Source organism: Emticicia sp. GW821-FHT11C11, from assembly GCF_058808615.1.
On sequence record NZ_JBXARV010000002.1, the window covers coordinates 1,116,195 to 1,134,032 of the forward strand.

Genomic DNA, 17,838 nt, shown 5'->3' on the forward strand with positions numbered 1-17,838 from the left:
TATGTATCAACTTATTTATCTGATAAAAAAAGCTGATAATGGCAGTACCAGACCGCTGTAATCTGATCAAAAAAACTATACTAATTGCCTAAATAGGCTTTTCTTTCCAAATCGTTAATGAAATAGGTCAGCTCTCTGCGACCATCCGGAAATAAACGCACTGCTTTACCTGTTCTTTTATTGTTTTCTACTTTAACAACCAAACGGATGTTATTGTTGTAAATAAAAAAGCCGCGCTCGTCATTCATCAGACCCGACTTATACTTACCAACATACTTATCGCCATTTTTGTAATAAAATGTTCCGTAACCATGGTATTTACCATTCAGAAAATTGCCAATGTATTTCTTTTCTCCATCTGAATAGTACTCCATCCCCCTACCCTGTCTTTTCCCGTCACTCCATTCGCCTTCGTATCTTTCCAATGTTTTAATATTGATCATTTTACCAAAGCCATTGGCGCAGTCACCCTCAATACATGCTGGATTTTTAACAATTGTTGATGAGTTATCCACAGTTCGCGGTTCAAGTTTGGCTATTTCAGGCGTATCACTCCTGTTTTCTCCCGTTTTTCTGATGGGGTCTGTGGGTTTATTCACATTTTTATCCACATTATCCACAATCACAACCCCCGGGCGCCTGATTTCAGGTAAAGTGGCTGGCTGGCGCGTATTGATTTCTTCCGATGATTGCCTGTTTGGCACGTTAGTAATCGTTGCTCCATCGTTTTTCTTCACATTCGGATACAAATCCTGTGCGTTTTTATATCCTCTTTCAATAGCTGCTAACCGACGGCCTCTTGGCGGATGTGTCCCCCCATCATAGTCTGAAGTTAATCTGCTGATAGCTGCCTGAGCTTCCTTTAACGAAGCTCCCATCTGATACATCACAAATCCGGAAAATTCATCTGCTTCCAGCTCTTTTTGAGGATCGCTTCCGCCTTCAATAATGGTATGGCCTTGCAGATGATGCCCTATTTCATGTGCCAGAATGCTCAATGCTCCCCAGTCAGATTTAGAAATATCGTTTGCTTTTTTCATAAATGCCCCATCGTAGACAATAATGCGGGTTTGTCCGTTTACTGCGGCAAAACAGTTATCGGTGTTAGGGCATTCCATCACATAAAAATTCCGTTTTAATCCACTTCTGCGCACAATCTCCTCTACTGCTTTCTCTGCTACTTCTTTCGATCGAAAGCTCACCATGTTACAAATGGCTTTTTCGTTTATCCGTTGTCCGTAGTAATTATAACCTAAGGTTTTGACCTCGTTATCCTGTGCATTTACAAAAGAACATGATGTGTATAACATTGTGGACAATGTTAATAACCTGAATTTCATGGTTAATTATTGTTTAGCTTATTTGAAGAATAATGGGGAGAGGTCTATTCAATAGTCAGGTAGGGGTTATGTTAGTACTATTCAAAAAAATAAGTCTCATAAATGGCATTATGAGACTTATTTAATCTATTAATGTAAAAAACATCAGTTTATTGCATCACCCCTTAGAATTCTGAATCTTTTTCTGGCATCGGCGCTGTATATACTCCCTGGAAAATTCTGAAGTATTTCGCGGTACAACTCCATGGCTTTATCTTTCTGACCGAATTTTTCCTGATATATTTTAGCTTCAAGATACAGGGCATCATCGGCCAGAATATCATAATTGTAATTTTTTCTCAACAGTTCCAGATCATCAAGTGCTTTATTTGGTTGATTAATTTTCAGATAAGTATTGGCTCTCAACCAAAGAATCTCATCTGCCAATGTATGGTTTCTGTATTTCTGAAACGCATTTTCTAGTGCTACTATCGCTTCCTGATTCCGATTCTGAAAAAGCAATAAATCAATAGAAGCGTATTCTTTCATGGCCGCTTCGGTAGTATCTAGTCCAATATTGTCCTGAATGAGCAAACTTAACTGCATGGCATCGTTGGCAATTTCACGCGTAGTTGCTTTTTTTAATATATCAAGAATCTCTTTTGACAAATCAAAATCACCGCTGTAGTAGTGTAATTTGGCATTTCTCAGTTTAGCTTCCTGTCCAAGAAAGTCTTCTTTTTGCGATTTTTCTACCTGTGAATACAACAAGGTTGCCTCCCAGGGTTCATTTTTCAGTATATAAATATCACCCAGATCCATTTTACACTTATCTCTGAAACCAACATCACCACCGGCAATGCTGATGGCTTTTTCAAGTACTACAATGGCTGTATCTCTTTCGTTCAGATAAAAAGCATAGAGCTGCGCTGTATTACGCATGGCCTCCATGGTTTTTTGATTCTGACCCAAATCGGCAAACAAACTCTGATAATCTTTGATAAGCCCTCTTATCTGTAATAAATCAACCGGATAAGTGGTTTTAATTACTTCTTCCTTGCAATATATGGAGTATCGCCGGGCGTATGGATAAAACTGACCTTGCGGATATTCTTTCATCAAATACTCGTACATCTGAATGGCATTTTTGAAATCTCTGTTTATTAAAGTCATCTGTGCCAATTCGAATACTTTTTGCCCTTCGAGTTTAAATCTTCTGTCAAGCGCTCTTGTCTGTACAAAAGCCTTGTTAAACTCTTTCTGCTGCACTAAATGCCATATAAGCATATCAACGTAGTATTGCTCGTTCGGAAACCGCTGTACCTTGCTGTAAAGCACCTTCTCGAGCATTTCTATTTCCGGTTCAGTTTTCAGATTATCCTGAAACGTCGCTTTTACATAATCCGTATTTCCTTCTGTTAAGCCATATTTTAACATTTCGTCTATCATGGGCTCTTTCTGTCCATTGTAGAGATAGGCTCTTGCAAAGAAAATGGAGTATTTATTCTCATCTTTCGATAATTCTCTGGCTTTTTTTAATAACTGTATCACCTGTTCGGTTTTACTGTTTTTATACAGAAAATCCTGTAGTTCATATAGCGTACCATCGGCCCGAGCAGCCAGATCAATCAAACTATTGAATTCTTTTTGAGATTCTTCCATTTTACCGGTCAGCTCCAAAAGCATCGCATAATCGGCCCGGTAACTTATAAACATTTCGTTGGCTTTAATCTGCTTTTTCAGGAATTTTTCGGCCTCGTCCCAGTCTTTTAATTTATATAATGTTTGAATGTAATTTGTATGGATTACTCTCACTGCATTTTTATCCCGCGCCAGTTTCACATAAATATCTTTGGCTTTTTCATATTCCCCTTGCTTGAAATATTCATTGGCCAATTCAATATCCTGAGCACGCAGGCTTATTCCGATTGACATCATCACAAAAACTAAAATAAACCGCTTCATGTTTTCCGGAAAAAAATAAAAGTAAAAAAGTATTTTATTGTTGTTATTAACTGTTAGGCTTGTGGAAATGTGAATAAATATAATCTGTGGAAAATGCTTATCCAACTATTCATTTTAATAATCAGTTTTTCCACAGATTTATTTTGTTATTCCACACTTATTTTATTGATAATCAGCTTAGACAGAACTTATATACATTTGGAAGCGAAGGTTTATTGTTAAAGCGGATATAATAATCAACATGATGTTTCCACGTTAATCCACCAGGTGTGAATTGAGGAAAATGAGATACTTTTAGGCGTATTCCACAATGAATTTTTTCTTCCCACTTTCCCTCTTGTATTACCCACACTGATAACCTTTGTATTGCCTACACTATCAATATGGTTTCCACAGTCTTATCCACAGAAATACTAGTTTTTTTGATGAAAATGGACTGATTTGCAATCATATAACTAAATATTTAGTTATATGATTGCATTGATTTTATACAAAAAAAAAGTGAAGAATATATTCTCCACTCCCTTTGATAATGTCTAATATCAGAATTATTTATCAGAAATATCAACTTTTATGTCTCTTAGTTCAAAGTTGGCTTTTACCCGTATTACCTCTGTAGAGAAGTAAACTTTTTCTGATTCAATGTCTTTTTCAACATTGCCATAGTCCCACTGGCCATTATTGTTTTTATCTGCTATAATGCGTATCAGGTAGGCACCTGGTTTTACGTTGATAAAGTAGAACTTATCTTTTGTTTTCTGCTCTGCCTCTATTTTATAGTTTTCATCTACCAATTGCACGATTTTATTATCTTCATTGCCCGTAATAATCCCTTCAATAATTCCATAATCTTCAGGTTTAAGAATAGGGTTCAGCATAAGTACTTTCTTGCTTGAATCGCCCCTGATACTTATAAATGCCCCGGTATCGAAAATCGATTTTATTTCTCTTGTAGCGGTTACTTCTTTATTTATTGTCAGTTGTGTTTTGTATATGTTCCACGACAACGACTTTTCGTCAAGAGGTTCATTTTTGATAGTATCGCTTAGAATATGAATTTTGCTTAGATCAGTTTTGCTAATGGGTGTATCAAAGTAAAGTTCATAAGTAAGATTTTTTTCTACCGGAATTTTAGCTTTAGGGTCAACTTCGAAGGTAAAGTTTTCTCCTTTTTCTTTTCTTTTTTTCTCCTGGTCTCTGAATTTTATTTTTTGTAAATGAGATAACTCATTATCTGCAGAGTCGCGCACAGTAATGTTTACTTTTACAGTGTCAGTTTTAAGCGGAATATTATAAAATCTGAGTTCGTTTCTTTGAGCTGAATATGGAATACTGTCAATCGGATTGACAAACGATACGCTGTAATACTTGATACTTTTATCATAAATTATCGTAAAGTCTTCAGCCCTTTGTAAAGTCTTCTGGTTTTTTGGTTTGTCATTATTAGCCATGTATAAAGACATATTGATATCAGCTATATTAGAGTCCAGCTTAATGGTATCTTTTACAAAGGCAATTAATTCAGATTTGTTGTCGTATCTTAAATTACTGTTTTTATCGGTAAATGCATACAAACGATATCTCCCTTTTTTAAGGTTTTCGAATTTAAAATCTCCGCTTGAATCGGTTTTTGTGAAGTAGTTGGGCTTTGTTTTTTTGAGGTTGAGAGAGTCCTGAACTTCATATAAAGAAACCTGCGCATCCAGTATAGGTTGATTAGTAAAAAGGTTTTTGACATTACCCAGCAACTCTAATGAATCTATCTTTGCCCCGGTGCTGAAAGCTATCTTCAGATTGCGGGCTTCGTTTCTTTCATTTAGGTCTTTAATACCTCTTTTAAAATTGAAAGTATAAGTGGTGCTATCTTTAAAGGGTTTGTCGAATTTAAGCACTACACTATTTGCTTTGGGCTTTACATCATAATAACCTTCTATTTCGGGCGTAATAATTAATTCCTGACGTAGAGAAGTTACATCAATCAATTCGTCAAAGTATAATTCTATCTGTTTTCCTTTAAAATTTGTCTGCTTGTTTTGAGGAACAGACTGGCTTAGTTTGGGGGGATTTTCGTCTTTCTTCCCTCCTGTTGGTGGAACAAACTGTGCGCAACCAAATAGAAAATTACTACTGATCAGTGTTACTATTATTTTATTAAGATTTTTATTTAGCATTACTGTTTACTTTGATTGCTCAAAAATAAAACCCTCAAATAACATTTGAGGGTAATTAAGAAAATTTAATAATATTATCTACCTAAGTGTACCATTAGTACAGAGATATCAGCAGGTGATACGCCACTGATTCTGGACGCCTGACCCAACGTTTGCGGTTTTATTTTCTTCAATTTTTGTCTGGCTTCAATTGAAATGGAGGTTAATTTGTCGTAATCAATGGTAGCCACTATATTAAGATTTTCAAGCTTAGACATTTTTTCAGCCATTAGCAATTCTTTCTCAATGTAACTTTCATATTTTACATGTATCACGGCTTGTTCCAACACTTCTTGATCATACGTACTGAGGTATGAATTTATTTCATCACTCAGTTTTTTTATGTCTTCAAGCTCAATCTCCGGTCTTTTCAATATGCTATAGTAAGAAGATTTTTCTCTTAACCCTGCCGAGTCTATTGATTCGAGAAAACCGTTGGCTTGATCCGGGGATATCTTCTTTTCCTTTAGCGATTTTACCAGTTTTTCGGATTCTTCTTTTTTCAGAGTCATTCTATACAGGCGTGTCTGTGAGGCAAGACCAATATCATACCCTTTTTGTGTCAGACGTAAATCGGCATTATCTTGTCTTAACAGCGTACGGAATTCGGCACGGGAAGTGAACATGCGATAAGGCTCATCTGTACCTTTATTTACCAGATCATCAATTAGCACACCTATATACGCTTCGTTTCTTTTCAGTATGAAGCTTTCTTTTTCTTGAACTTTGTTATGCGCATTGATACCCGCAATTAATCCCTGGCAAGCAGCTTCTTCATAGCCGGTGGTTCCATTGATCTGACCTGCAAAGAAAAGGTTTTCTATCAGGTGTGTTTCCAACGTCAACTTTAATTGTGTCGGCGGAAAGAAATCATATTCAATGGCATAGCCAGGCCTGAACATTTTTGCATTTTTAAAACCGGGAATTAAACGAAGCGCGTCATATTGTACATCTTCAGGTAGTGAAGTTGAAAATCCGTTGATGTACATCTCTACTGTATTCCAACCTTCAGGTTCTACAAATATCTGATGACGGTCCTTGTCTGCAAAACGATTAATCTTATCTTCTACTGATGGACAATACCGTGGCCCCAGTCCTTTTATTCTACCACTAAACATAGGAGATTTGTCAAAGCCTTTTCTCAGAGCCTGATGTACGTTCTCATTCGTATAGGTTACAAAGCAGCTTCTTTGTTTAGTTAGCTTTGGCGTATCTGTATAAGAAAACTTTTCCGGATTTTCGTCTCCTTTTTGTTCTTCCATTTCACTCCAGTCTAACGAGCGACCATCTACCCTTGGGGGAGTACCGGTTTTCATACGACCGGATTCAAAGCCAAGTTCAACCAATTGTTCGGTAATTCCATGTGCAGCCTTCTCTCCTGTTCTACCTCCGCCAAATGTTTTTTCTCCAACGTGTATTTTACCATTAAGAAAAGTGCCATTAGTTAACACTACAGATTTACCGTTTATCTCTATACCCATTGAGGTTTTAACACCCACGGCTCTATTATCTTTTACGAGTATTCCAACAGCCATGTCTTGCCAGATATCCAGGTTCGGAATACTTTCTAATGTATCTCTCCATTCCTGAGCAAACATCATTCTATCGCTTTGGCATCTTGGACTCCACATGGCAGGGCCTTTAGAACGGTTCAGCATTCTGAATTGGATCATTGTTTTGTCACTAATGATACCAGACTGTCCGCCAAGTGCATCTACTTCTCTTACTATTTGTCCTTTCGCCACACCACCCATTGCCGGATTGCAGGACATCTGTGCAATGGTATGCATATTCATGGTTATCAATAATACCGATGAACCCATATTAGCCGCAGCTGCAGCGGCCTCACATCCGGCATGACCGGCACCAACCACTATTACATCATACTCTGGAAACATTATTTATATTTTGATTATTGTTCCACGTGAAACACCTAGGTTTAAAAAGTGTCTTGTGTTCCACGTGAAACAGCTATTGTTCTTCTGAATAAACTGTTTTTATTTAATGGATAAATACATAAATAAGTTCAAATGCAAAGGTACAGAATGAAAAAGGACACGTACAAGAGTGTCCTGTAAATTTAAAGGGAAATATTTTACTTGATTTTTCTGAAATAATTATCAGTTTGTTTCTTGTAAAAGGGTGTATAATTAGGTGGAACCGTTCTAATAAGTTCTACCTGCTTCACTTTCTCCTGTAGAAACTTCTCCATTGATGGTGGAGCCTGACGGCTATACTGTTGTGCAGTACGTGACTGGCGATTAGGATCTTCTTCCTGTTGTTTAATGGCTTTCTCGGCTTCAAGCAAGCGGGTCTGAATTTCCTTCGAACGTTTCATTAGCTCAGGGTTAACTCTTTTATTAACCAGATCTGTTTCGTTTTCATCCATTCTTTTTTCAAGGTCTTTCAGTTCATTGCCCAGTTTTTTACCAACTTCTGTCCCTTTTAAATCTTCCTGCATTTGTTGAATCATCTTACGCAATCGTGCTTGTTCTTGTGCCAGACGTGCCGCTTCTTCTGACATCTGCCTACCAGGCTTCCCCTGCCCCATTTTTTCCATACCTTCATTCAGTTTCTGTTGCATTTCACCCAAAGGCATTTGAGAAGGATTCTGGCTTTTCTTTCCCTTTTTCCCACTTCCCGGCATTGCATTAGCCATCATCTGTTGCATCTGATTGAAAGTATCGCTCAGCATTAAAGCCAGATTATTAATGGAGGTCATGGCAAATTGTTGTTTAGCCGAGGCCACATTTAACTTTCTTTCCTTAATGAATTTAACACTTTCGTCCATTGAATTACGCATAGAGGTTACCTCTTTGGTAATGAATGATTGTATCTGCAATACACGCTTGGCAAGTGAATAAAGACTATCCTCAATTATTTTAGCATCATCCTGAAGTTTCAACTGATCTTGCGATAACTTGACAAAGCGCGGATCAGAAACTGTCATGTTCCGGAAGTCTTTCATCAAAGCCTCCTGATCGAACGAAAGTTTTACAAGATTTTCAAGAATAGCCCGTAAAGCCTCTATGTCTTCATCCATTTCCTGCATTTCCTGACTCTGCATGGCTTCAGACATTTCCTGAGCCATTTTCCTCATTTTATTGGCCGCCTTCTTCTGACTTTTCGAGGCAGATGATTTCTGTTTTTGCTGAAGCTGCTTTTGTGCGTTTTTCTGTTCATTCGATACATCCTGCTGCTCTTCTTTCTTAGAATCAAAATCTTTTTTCAGTTCTTTGCTCAGCTTATCAATGTCCTGCATTTTTTCTTTCAGATCATCAAACTCTTCTGAAAGCTCTTCTTGCTCTTTTTCCAGTTCTTCATCTTTGTTCTCCCCTTTTTCATCCGCGGTGTCTTTACCAGCCTTATCCTCCTTTTGTGTTTCATCACCGAGCTGGTCTTGTTTATCAGCCAGTTTTTCTAAATCTTTTACGGCCTTTTCTACCTTTTGCTGCAATTGTAATTGCTTAAAGAGCTTTAAAGTGCGATCTATCTCTCTATCCATATTACGCTCTTTATTCTTTATTTTTTCTAATTGTTCTATGGTCTTTTCATCCATGTCTTTGTCCAGCAGTTTTTTCAAGTCGTCATACATCTTGCTGGTTTCGTTGTTCATCAGTTCGGTCATCAGTTTTTTCAACTGCTGCATTTTCTCTTGAAGTTGTGGACTCTGTTGTTGAAACCGATTAGATTTTTCCTGCATCTGGTCGAATTGTTCCTGTAATGCTTTCAGTTCATTGATTAAATCATCGCGTTTCTTTATTAATTCTTCCAGTTGTTTCTTCTCTTGAAAATCAAGATCTTTTTTACTTTTTAACCGGTTCTCAAGTGCATTTAATTCATTTTTCAGCTTCTTTGATTTATCATTCAGCTTCTTGAGCATATCCTCTGTTTTTTCATTGGCCTTCTCAATTTCAACATCATATAATTTAGCTGATGGTAATGAAAGTGTCATCAGTGACGTTTTTGTACTTTTCGCACCATTAATACCGTCATTATCCCAAAGTTGAAGAAAATACTCCACTTTGTCACCCGGATTTAACTGTAAATCGGTTAAGGGCAATTGATAATAGAAACTCTGAGAAATTTGAGATCGGTTAAAGGCAACGTCTATAGACTGATAGGCCTGATTCTGATTGCCGTCTCTGATTGTCTTATAGAATAATTTGAACTGTGACAATCCGTAATCATCGGTGATATTTCCTCCTAATACAATGTAATTGAACAATGTAGAGTCTTTTAGCTGTTCCAGTTGAATCTGCGGGTATTTATCAGGAATGACATTAATATAGAAATCGACACTTTCCCGATTACTACTAAAGGTATTCTTTAGATGGATTTGGTAAGAGGATGAGCCCTTTATCCGTTTTACATAAGAGAAATTATCTCTGAATCCGTCTTTTGCCAGAACCTTACCTTCATTATCAAAACTTAAAAACAAAGAATCAGTATTAACCGCCTTGAAATTCCATTGAATGGTGGTTCCTTCAGGCACTACTAAATTGCCTACGTTATTGAAACTTTCGTTGGCTTTATTCAGATATGAAGGATAATTTAATCCGACATCAAAGGAAAGCAGGTTTGGTCTGCTGATAAGTTCAAGCTCAAATTCGTTTGATTTGAAACCGGAAGCCAGAAAATGAAAATCAACAGGATTTTGTACTTTTGAGAAAGTAAATGAGTATTTTTTGCCATCAATAGAACTCATTTTAAACTTTCTATCGTTAGCAACCAGGTATACTGCTTCTGGTACGGCATTACCAATTAACGAGAGATTTAGTATAAAATCTTCATTTTTTACGGCTTTTAGTTCATCGTTAGTTATTTCGAATTTGAAAGGAGCTTCTTCAGCAAAGTCTTTCTGAAAATAAACAATCCGTTCTGTACTGCTCTTGAAAAACTTAGGTGAAACGGCAGCAATCAGTAATACAAGAACCAATGGAGGTAAAGTATATTTCAGATACTTTTTGTTTTCACTTATCTTGATTGCATCAGCAAATCGGATAAACCTTAATTCCTGCGATTTCTGGTTTATACTCGCCTGTAATAGAGCATTTTCTTTCTCTGAAAACTGCGCGAGTTGAAGCGTATTTAAGAGCCTGTCTCCTATTTCAGGAAAGAATTTTCCTATTTCGCTGGCAGCTTTTTCATAAGTAAGAGGCTCATTCAGGTGCAGAATGAACATAATGGGTTTTATAACCCAGAAAATAACAGAGTAAAGCGTAATGCCTATAAATGCTAACAGTAAAGCTCCTCTGACAAAAGAGCTGAAACGGCCGAAATACTCAATAGCATTGAGTATCAAAAAAGAGCTGAGTAATAAGGCCAGAGTAAATAAAAAACCTTTGATCAGCAGGTTTTTATAATACTGGCGTTTGTACTCATCAATCTTCTCGAAAAGAGCTTTTACTGAAGCCGGCATAGCATGATAATTTAAGGAGTTTCAAAGACAAAGACTCAATAAGTGTAATTTACTATCTTTTAACGGAAAGACGCTCGTTTTAGTCGACGGGAATATTCATTTTATAAAATAGCATAAAGAATATTCCCGATAAACTGACGTATACACAAGTAGAATCTTATTCAAATTCTACGCAAAGCTCTATGGGACAGTGGTCAGAACAATGTAAATCAGGATGAATAAGTGCACTTTTTAAATGCAATTCCATGGGTTTTGATGCAAAATGATAATCGATACGCCAGCCCAGATTCTTAACCCTTGCCCCTGCCCTATAAGACCACCAGGTATAATGATGTGGATCCGTATTAAAAAATCTGAACGTATCTATATAACCGTTACCAATGAATTTGCCCACCCATGCGCGTTCTTCCGGTAAAAATCCTGAAGAATTGGCGTTTGACTTCGGATTGTGTATGTCTATTTCTGTATGACAAATGTTTACATCGCCACTAACAATAAGATTAGGTATAATTTTATTGAGTTCTTCAATATAAACGTAAAAATCGTCCAGGAATTTCATTTTAATGCTTTGGCGTATATCTCCGGTGGTTCCAGACGGAAAATAGGCGCATAAAAGTGAAAATTTTTCAAAATCGGCTCGTATTATACGACCTTCAAAGTCATAATCTGGTATGCCTATTCCATATTCAACGTGTTTGGGTTTAATCTTTGTAAGAATAGCCACCCCACTGTAGCCCCGTTTCTGCGCAGGAAACCAGTAGCAATGAAAGCCTAATTCTTCAAATGCGGGAGCGACTAGTTCTGTTTCTGAAATTTTAATTTCCTGTAAACAGATAGCGTCAGCTTGAGTAATTTTTAGCCAATCTAATAATCCCTTATTGATGGCGGCACGTATGCCATTAACATTGTAGCTGATAATTTTCATATATGTAGTCCGACTTCGTTTCTGAAATACTCTATCACAAAGTGTTTTAGGAGGTTTTCCTGTGCTAATAAATCAAAACTGGGTAATGGTTTTATCGATTTCCAATGGGGCCAGCCGCTGTCATCTACCCCATCGAGCTCGTAATATCCGCCATAACTCAAAACTTTGCAAATAGCAATATGCATTAAATCCTGTTTTTCTTCTTTTGTAAAGAACTTTTTCCCTTTTCCTAACTCCTGAACACCAATAACAAATAGTACACCATTGAGGTCAACGGGCTTTTTCCCCAGATTTTGTTTTAGAAATAGTAATAATGTTTGCCAGTTTTCTTTTAAATTAACGTCTTCTGTCATGCACGAATTTTTTTTATACAAACTTAGTGAAAGCATATGAAATGGATAAATCATTTGATAGATATAATATATCCGAAAACGTGCGAAGCTTGTGGAGATACGCTTTTGGGAGGAGAAAAGCTGATTTGTACGCAATGCCTGGTTAATTTGCCGAAAACAAATACGCACAGAAAAGAGAATGTGAGTATTTCTAACCGGTTTTGGGGCAAAATAGAGGTTTCGTTTACGGTATCTTATCTGAAGTTTTCGAAGAAAGGAAAAGTACAACGCTTGTTGCATCAATTAAAATATAAGAACAAACCAGAATTAGGCACATTATTAGGAGAGCTATATGGCAGAGATTTAAAAGAGGCAGGTTTTGATAAACGAATAGATTTGATAACAGGTATACCCATGCATGTGGAAAAAGAAAAACAACGTGGATACAACCAGGCAAACTGTATTGCCGAGGGATTGTCAAATATGTTAGAGATTCCTTACGATGCGGCCATCGCCAGGAAAACGACAAATACATCTACTCAAACAAAAAAGAGTCGCTTTGAACGTTTCACGAATACCAAAAACGTTTTTGAAATAATTGACCTTGATAAAATAAAAGGTAAGCGAATAGCAATTGTTGATGACGTACTGACGACCGGTTCCACGATTGAATCGTTCGGAAGAGTATTATTGGCAAATGGATGTGCAGAAATTGCTGTAATTACGATTGCAGAAGCGGACTGAGAATTGGCTGTAGCAAAACAAAAAGGGGATTGGTACGAAATAAGAAAACCCTGCCGCTCTGACAGGGTTTCCTTATTTCGTATTTTTTCTTATAATTTGCGTTTTCCTTTAGGTCCGATGGCTATCATGGCACAACGGAAACCAATGGTAGCAGTAGAAGAATCCTGATCAAGAGAACGGCGTGTACCGGGTGATAGCCAATAGGCTACATCGTTCCACGAACCACCTTTATATACACGTAACTTGTTGTCTATCAATGAGTTAAATCCTTTTTTGTCATAAAGATTTTCTTCGTCCATATAGTCATTGCGACGAATCGGGTTCAAATCATTTACATCCTGAAAAGAGTTTGGTCGGTATAGGTCAATCACCCACTCATTTACGTTACCGGCCATATTGTAAAGCCCAAAGTCATTCGGAGGAAACTCATAAACTTCCATAGTTATGATACCTCCATCATTATGGTGCCCGGCGATACCGGCAAAGTCACCACGACCACGTTTAAAGTTTGCGAGCATCGCCCCTTTTTGGCTGCCTTTAGGATTGCGCAACGAAGATCCATCCCAAGGATAAATGCGTTGGTTTGCCTGGTTCTCGTCCATATACTGTGTGCCAATCATGGCCTTTGCAGCATATTCCCATTCGGCTTCTGTTGGAAGACGATAACTCGGCAGTACATTTCCGGTCTCAATAGCTAAACGACTCTCAACTTTGGCCTGTGGTGCCGCAGCGGTAGGGTTTCTGCGGTCTCTTCTTGAAGCTTTAGGGCCAAAACGAGCAGCCATTTCGCTATTTACTGCACGGGTTCTCCATTTGCAATAGTCTGAGGCCTGAACCCATGTAATACCTACAACCGGATAAAGTCTGAAACCCGGATAGCGCAGGTACTGATCGGTGTACTGATCGTTGAATGATAATTTATTTAGCCAAACAGTAGTATCGGGTAATGCAGACTCATAAAACTCCTGTGAAGAATCTTTCAGAATGCTGTGAAGATACTCAAGCCAGTTCAGGTTAGTTATTTCGGTTTCATCCATATAAAAAGAAGATACCGTTACCGTTCTTTCGAGGTTATCGCGCGAGTAGGTCACATCCTCCTCTACCGTTCCCATCGTAAAACGACCGCCTTCTATAAATACAAGATTCGGCCCGGCCGGTTGACCTTTGAAAGAATTTACCTGAAAACCATCAGCAGCTTGTCCATTTCTAGCTTTTCTCCCTTTATTTTCTTTAGCGTAAGCAATACCGGTAGCGTTACTGTTTTTCCCCGGATTAATGCTGGTTCTTTTTTTGCTCGAACAACCACTTAGTATAAGCGTTAGGGCTAAAGCACCTGTAATCGAACTAAAAAGTATTCTTTTCATTTTCAGAATGATTTGTGTTAATAGAATTCGTTTTGCAAAAATAGGTTATTTGGCGTATATATCTTAGTATAAAGAGCGTCAAACTTTACGAAAGATCAATCTTTTCCAACAAATCTGCTTAATAGTACATCTAAATCGTCGATGGTCTGTAAATTTTCAACAGTAAGAAGAAGTTTTGATTTTAGTTCTTTCAGTGAACACCTCTTCGGATTATTTTTTATGTAATCCAGAATTTTACCAAACTTGTCTGCTTGAAAATACTCAGTTTTCTCTGAGGAAACGAAATAACATTTTAGGATATTGTTTTTTAAAGTTAATTTTTCGAATCCTAACTGTTCTGCTTTCCATCTGATTCTGACCATTTTCACAATATTTTCAACTTCCGGAGGCATTGGACCGAATCGATCAATGATTGATGACTGAAAAGCGGTCAGCTCATTTTCTTTTTCAATATTATCAAGTTGGTTATACAAAGAAAGACGTTCAGAGATATTACTTACGTAATTTTCCGGAATAATTATCTGTAGATCAGTTTCAATCTGGCAATCTGGCAGTCGCAAATCAGCAGCAGAAGCCGTTAATTCCTTCATAAAGAGGTCTTTAAATACGGTTTCCTTCAATTCCTGAACGGCCTCATCCAGAATTTTATGATAGGTTTCATATCCCAGGTCGTTAATGAACCCACTTTGTTCAGACCCCAGCAGATTTCCGGCTCCTCTGATATCTAAATCCCGCATGGAAACTTTGATCCCATCGCCTAAATCTGAGAATTCTTCCAGTGTTTGCAATCTTTTACGGCCATCACTCGACAAAACCGATGAAGGGGGTGTAAGCAGATAGCAGAATGCTTTGCGGTTTGACCGCCCTACCCTGCCCCGCATCTGATGCAAATCTGACATACCGAAGTTCTGCGCCTGATTGATAATAATTGTGTTGGCGTTAGGGATATCAAGACCGGACTCGATAATATTGGTCGAAACCAGCACATCATAGTCACCCTCAATGAATTTCATCATCACTTTTTCCAGCTTGTCACCATCCATTTGTCCGTGAGCGACACCGATTTTAGCATCAGGAACAAGCTTTAATATAATATTAGCGACCGATTCGATATCATTTACCCGATTATGAACAAAATATACCTGCCCTCCGCGTTTTAGTTCATAGCTGATGGCATCGCGGATCATTTCTTCTCTGAAAACGTGTACTTCTGTGGTAACAGGTTGTCGATTAGGTGGTGGTGTAGAAATAACCGACAAATCGCGGGCACCCATTAATGAAAAATGCAATGTTCGGGGTATCGGGGTCGCCGTAAGTGTTAACACATCTACGTTCAGTTTCAATTCTTTCAACCTGTCTTTGGCTTTTACACCAAATTTTTGCTCTTCATCAATAATAAGCAAACCCAGGTCTTTGAACTCTATGTCTTTGTTTAGTATCCGGTGTGTTCCGATCAGAATATCTGTTTTACCCTCTTTGAGTTTCTTTAATGTTTCCGAAATCTCTTTAGTTGTTCTGAAACGGCTTATTTCGTCAACATTCACCGGCAATTTTGAGAGGCGCTCAGCAAACGTTTTATGATGTTGCATGGCCAGAATCGTAGTAGGCACCAAAACAGCTACCTGTTTGCTATCTGCCACGGCCTTGAAAGCCGCTCTGATGGCCACCTCGGTTTTCCCAAAGCCTACGTCGCCACACACCAGCCTGTCCATAGGATACGCCTTTTCCATATCTTCTTTCACATCGCTGGTAGCTTTAGCCTGGTCGGGAGTATCTTCATAAAAGAAAGAAGATTCCAGTTCTGCCTGCATGAATCCATCTTTTGAAAAAGCAAACCCGGGCGCCATGCGGCGTTTGGCATAGAGAGCAATCAGCTCTTTGGCTATGTCTTTTACCTGCTTTTTTACCCTTGATTTCTTGTTTTCCCACTCCGCAGAACCCAGTTTGCTCATGACCGGAGGTGCGCCTTCTTTGCCGGAATATTTGGCTATTTTGTGTAAAGAGTGGATATTAACCAGAAGGATGTCGTTGTCTCTGTAAATAAGTCTTACGGCTTCCTGCTCTTTATCGCCGACCATTATCTTTTCCAGCCCGGCAAAACGACCGATACCGTAGTCAATATGAGTTACGAAGTCACCGGTTTGCAATGACTTTAACTCTTTCATTGTGAGCGCCTTAGATTTGCTGAACTTGTCGCGAACCTTAAAGCGGTGATACCGGTCGAACACCTGATGGTCTGTATAAACAGCTACTTTCGTTTGTTCGTCTATAAACCCTCCTCTCAATGAAACCTGTAGCGATTGAAATTTGGTGTAGGGATCAATCTCTTCAAAAATGGAATGCAGCCTACTTAATTGCTTGACTGATTCAGCAGTAATAACAGTAGTAAACTGTTTTGATTGATTCTCTTTGATATTATCAATCAGGCGCTTGAAATCTTTGCTGAATGAAGGCTGATTTTTGCTTTGAAATGATATTTTTTCGGCCTCTTTATAATAACTTTTGGTACCAAATTCGATAATCTTGAACTTCCTGAATTCGTTCTGTATTCCACGGCGGGTTTCAAATAACGCCTCAGGGTTTTGAATAATCTGTATGCCTCCGCTGCGTGCTAAAATCTGTTGAAAATGGTTTTCTACCTGTTGGAAACATTCATCAATTACTTCAAAACAAAAAGATGCGTCTTTTATCCAGATAACACTTGTTTGGCGAATAAAATTGAAGAACGATTCCCGCGTTTCCTTGATTAATTTGCTCTGAACATCAGGGATAATGTTAATCTGACTGACTGTTTGCATCGATAGTTGCGACTCCGGGTTGAACAATCTTATGCTATCTATTTCGTCTCCGAAAAGTTCAATTCTGTACGGATACTCCGATGCGTAAGAGAAAATATCGACAATACCCCCACGGATAGAAAACTGACCAGGCTCATACACAAAATCAGTCTTTTCGAAGTCATAAGAAATAAGTAATTCTGATATGAAATTAATGTCGAGGGTCTCTCCTATCTTAATCTGTAAAGTATTGGCAATCAGCGATTTCCGGTTAATTACTTTTTCGGACAGAGCTTCCGGATAAGTAACTATAAGCAGGTTTGCCTTGTCGTTATTCAGTTGATTCAGAATTTCAGATCTTTGAAGCACATTCGCATTGTCGATTTCTTCATACTCATAAGGCTTCTTGTATGACATCGGAAAAAGAAACACGTTTTCTTCGCCTAACAAATTCTGCAAATCATTATAGAAATAGGCGGCATCTTCTTTATCGTTCAGAATAAAAAGATTATGCTGAGGATTGAGTTCGTAGTTTACAGCTGCAAGAATAGCATCCAGACTGCCGGAGAGTCCTTTTAATTGCAGGGAGCTATTTGTTCTTATATTTTCAACGGCAGTTCGTATAAAACTGTCTTCACTATAAACTTTTAGTAGTTCTTTTACTTCCACAGGGCAATTTTTTGTAAATAGTAAAGGGACGCGAATGTGTTTTCTGCGTCCTGAATTTTACTGCAAAATTATAAAATAAATGACATACTTACTTTTGGGCATAGTAATACT

At 38.0% G+C, this 17,838-nt stretch carries 10 protein-coding genes; 1 reads left to right on the top strand and 9 read right to left on the bottom strand.

Annotated elements, in window-relative coordinates; genetic code table 11:
* Window positions 1–80: 80 nt before the first annotated feature.
* The 7 genes from AC1RRY_RS14640 to AC1RRY_RS14670 form a co-directional block, all read right to left on the bottom strand.
* A complete protein-coding gene (locus AC1RRY_RS14640; RefSeq protein ID WP_492819510.1) occupies window positions 81–1,310 on the bottom strand; it encodes a M48 family metalloprotease in 1,230 nt (409 codons plus the stop codon).
* Window positions 1,311–1,484: 174 nt separating this feature from the next.
* Window positions 1,485–3,284 carry a tetratricopeptide repeat protein gene (locus tag AC1RRY_RS14645; RefSeq protein WP_492819508.1) on the bottom strand — a complete coding sequence of 600 codons (1,800 nt, stop codon included), beginning with the start codon at window positions 3,282–3,284 and terminating at the stop codon, window positions 1,485–1,487.
* Between the two features lie 548 nt (window positions 3,285–3,832).
* On the bottom strand, window positions 3,833–5,455 hold the full coding sequence (locus AC1RRY_RS14650; RefSeq protein ID WP_492819506.1) for an Ig-like domain-containing domain: 1,623 nt from the start codon (window positions 5,453–5,455) through the stop codon (window positions 3,833–3,835).
* Between the two features lie 74 nt (window positions 5,456–5,529).
* Entirely contained in the window at window positions 5,530–7,392 is a 1,863-nt protein-coding gene (gene mnmG, locus AC1RRY_RS14655; protein ID WP_492819504.1) for a tRNA uridine-5-carboxymethylaminomethyl(34) synthesis enzyme MnmG, read from the bottom strand.
* A 197-nt stretch (window positions 7,393–7,589) separates the two neighbouring features.
* A complete protein-coding gene (locus AC1RRY_RS14660) occupies window positions 7,590–10,916 on the bottom strand; it encodes a DUF4175 family protein (protein ID WP_492819502.1) in 3,327 nt (1,108 codons plus the stop codon).
* A 157-nt stretch (window positions 10,917–11,073) separates the two neighbouring features.
* A complete protein-coding gene (locus AC1RRY_RS14665; protein ID WP_492819500.1) occupies window positions 11,074–11,841 on the bottom strand; it encodes an exodeoxyribonuclease III in 768 nt (255 codons plus the stop codon).
* Entirely contained in the window at window positions 11,838–12,194 is a 357-nt protein-coding gene (locus AC1RRY_RS14670) for a hypothetical protein (protein ID WP_492819498.1), read from the bottom strand. The genes AC1RRY_RS14665 and AC1RRY_RS14670 overlap by 4 nt, the downstream gene beginning before the upstream one ends.
* Before the next feature lie 36 nt (window positions 12,195–12,230).
* Between AC1RRY_RS14670 and AC1RRY_RS14675 the strand changes: the two genes are divergently transcribed.
* On the top strand, window positions 12,231–12,917 hold the full coding sequence (locus AC1RRY_RS14675; RefSeq protein ID WP_492819496.1) for a ComF family protein: 687 nt from the start codon (window positions 12,231–12,233) through the stop codon (window positions 12,915–12,917).
* 89 nt (window positions 12,918–13,006) lie between these two features.
* On the opposite strand, the gene gldJ is transcribed toward AC1RRY_RS14675, so the two are convergent.
* Window positions 13,007–14,281 carry a gliding motility lipoprotein GldJ gene (gene gldJ, locus AC1RRY_RS14680; protein WP_492819494.1) on the bottom strand — a complete coding sequence of 425 codons (1,275 nt, stop codon included), beginning with the start codon at window positions 14,279–14,281 and terminating at the stop codon, window positions 13,007–13,009.
* A 95-nt stretch (window positions 14,282–14,376) separates the two neighbouring features.
* The gene (gene mfd / locus AC1RRY_RS14685; protein ID WP_492819492.1) at window positions 14,377–17,727 is read right to left on the bottom strand and encodes a transcription-repair coupling factor; all 3,351 of its coding nucleotides are present in this window, start codon (window positions 17,725–17,727) and stop codon (window positions 14,377–14,379) included.
* Window positions 17,728–17,838: the final 111 nt, after the last annotated feature.

Excerpts from the sequence above, each read along its gene's own strand:
- AC1RRY_RS14640 (WP_492819510.1), bottom strand. The coding sequence starts at position 1,310 with ATGTTATACACATCATGTTCTTTTGTAAATGCACAGGATAACGAGGTC.
- AC1RRY_RS14645 (WP_492819508.1), bottom strand. The coding sequence starts at position 3,284 with ATGAAGCGGTTTATTTTAGTTTTTGTGATGATGTCAATCGGAATAAGC.
- AC1RRY_RS14650 (WP_492819506.1), bottom strand. The coding sequence starts at position 5,455 with ATGCTAAATAAAAATCTTAATAAAATAATAGTAACACTGATCAGTAGT.
- mnmG (WP_492819504.1), bottom strand. The coding sequence starts at position 7,392 with ATGTTTCCAGAGTATGATGTAATAGTGGTTGGTGCCGGTCATGCCGGA.
- AC1RRY_RS14660 (WP_492819502.1), bottom strand. The coding sequence starts at position 10,916 with ATGCCGGCTTCAGTAAAAGCTCTTTTCGAGAAGATTGATGAGTACAAA.
- AC1RRY_RS14665 (WP_492819500.1), bottom strand. The coding sequence starts at position 11,841 with ATGAAAATTATCAGCTACAATGTTAATGGCATACGTGCCGCCATCAAT.
- AC1RRY_RS14670 (WP_492819498.1), bottom strand. The coding sequence starts at position 12,194 with ATGACAGAAGACGTTAATTTAAAAGAAAACTGGCAAACATTATTACTA.
- AC1RRY_RS14675 (WP_492819496.1), top strand. The coding sequence starts at position 12,231 with ATGAAATGGATAAATCATTTGATAGATATAATATATCCGAAAACGTGC.
- gldJ (WP_492819494.1), bottom strand. The coding sequence starts at position 14,281 with ATGAAAAGAATACTTTTTAGTTCGATTACAGGTGCTTTAGCCCTAACG.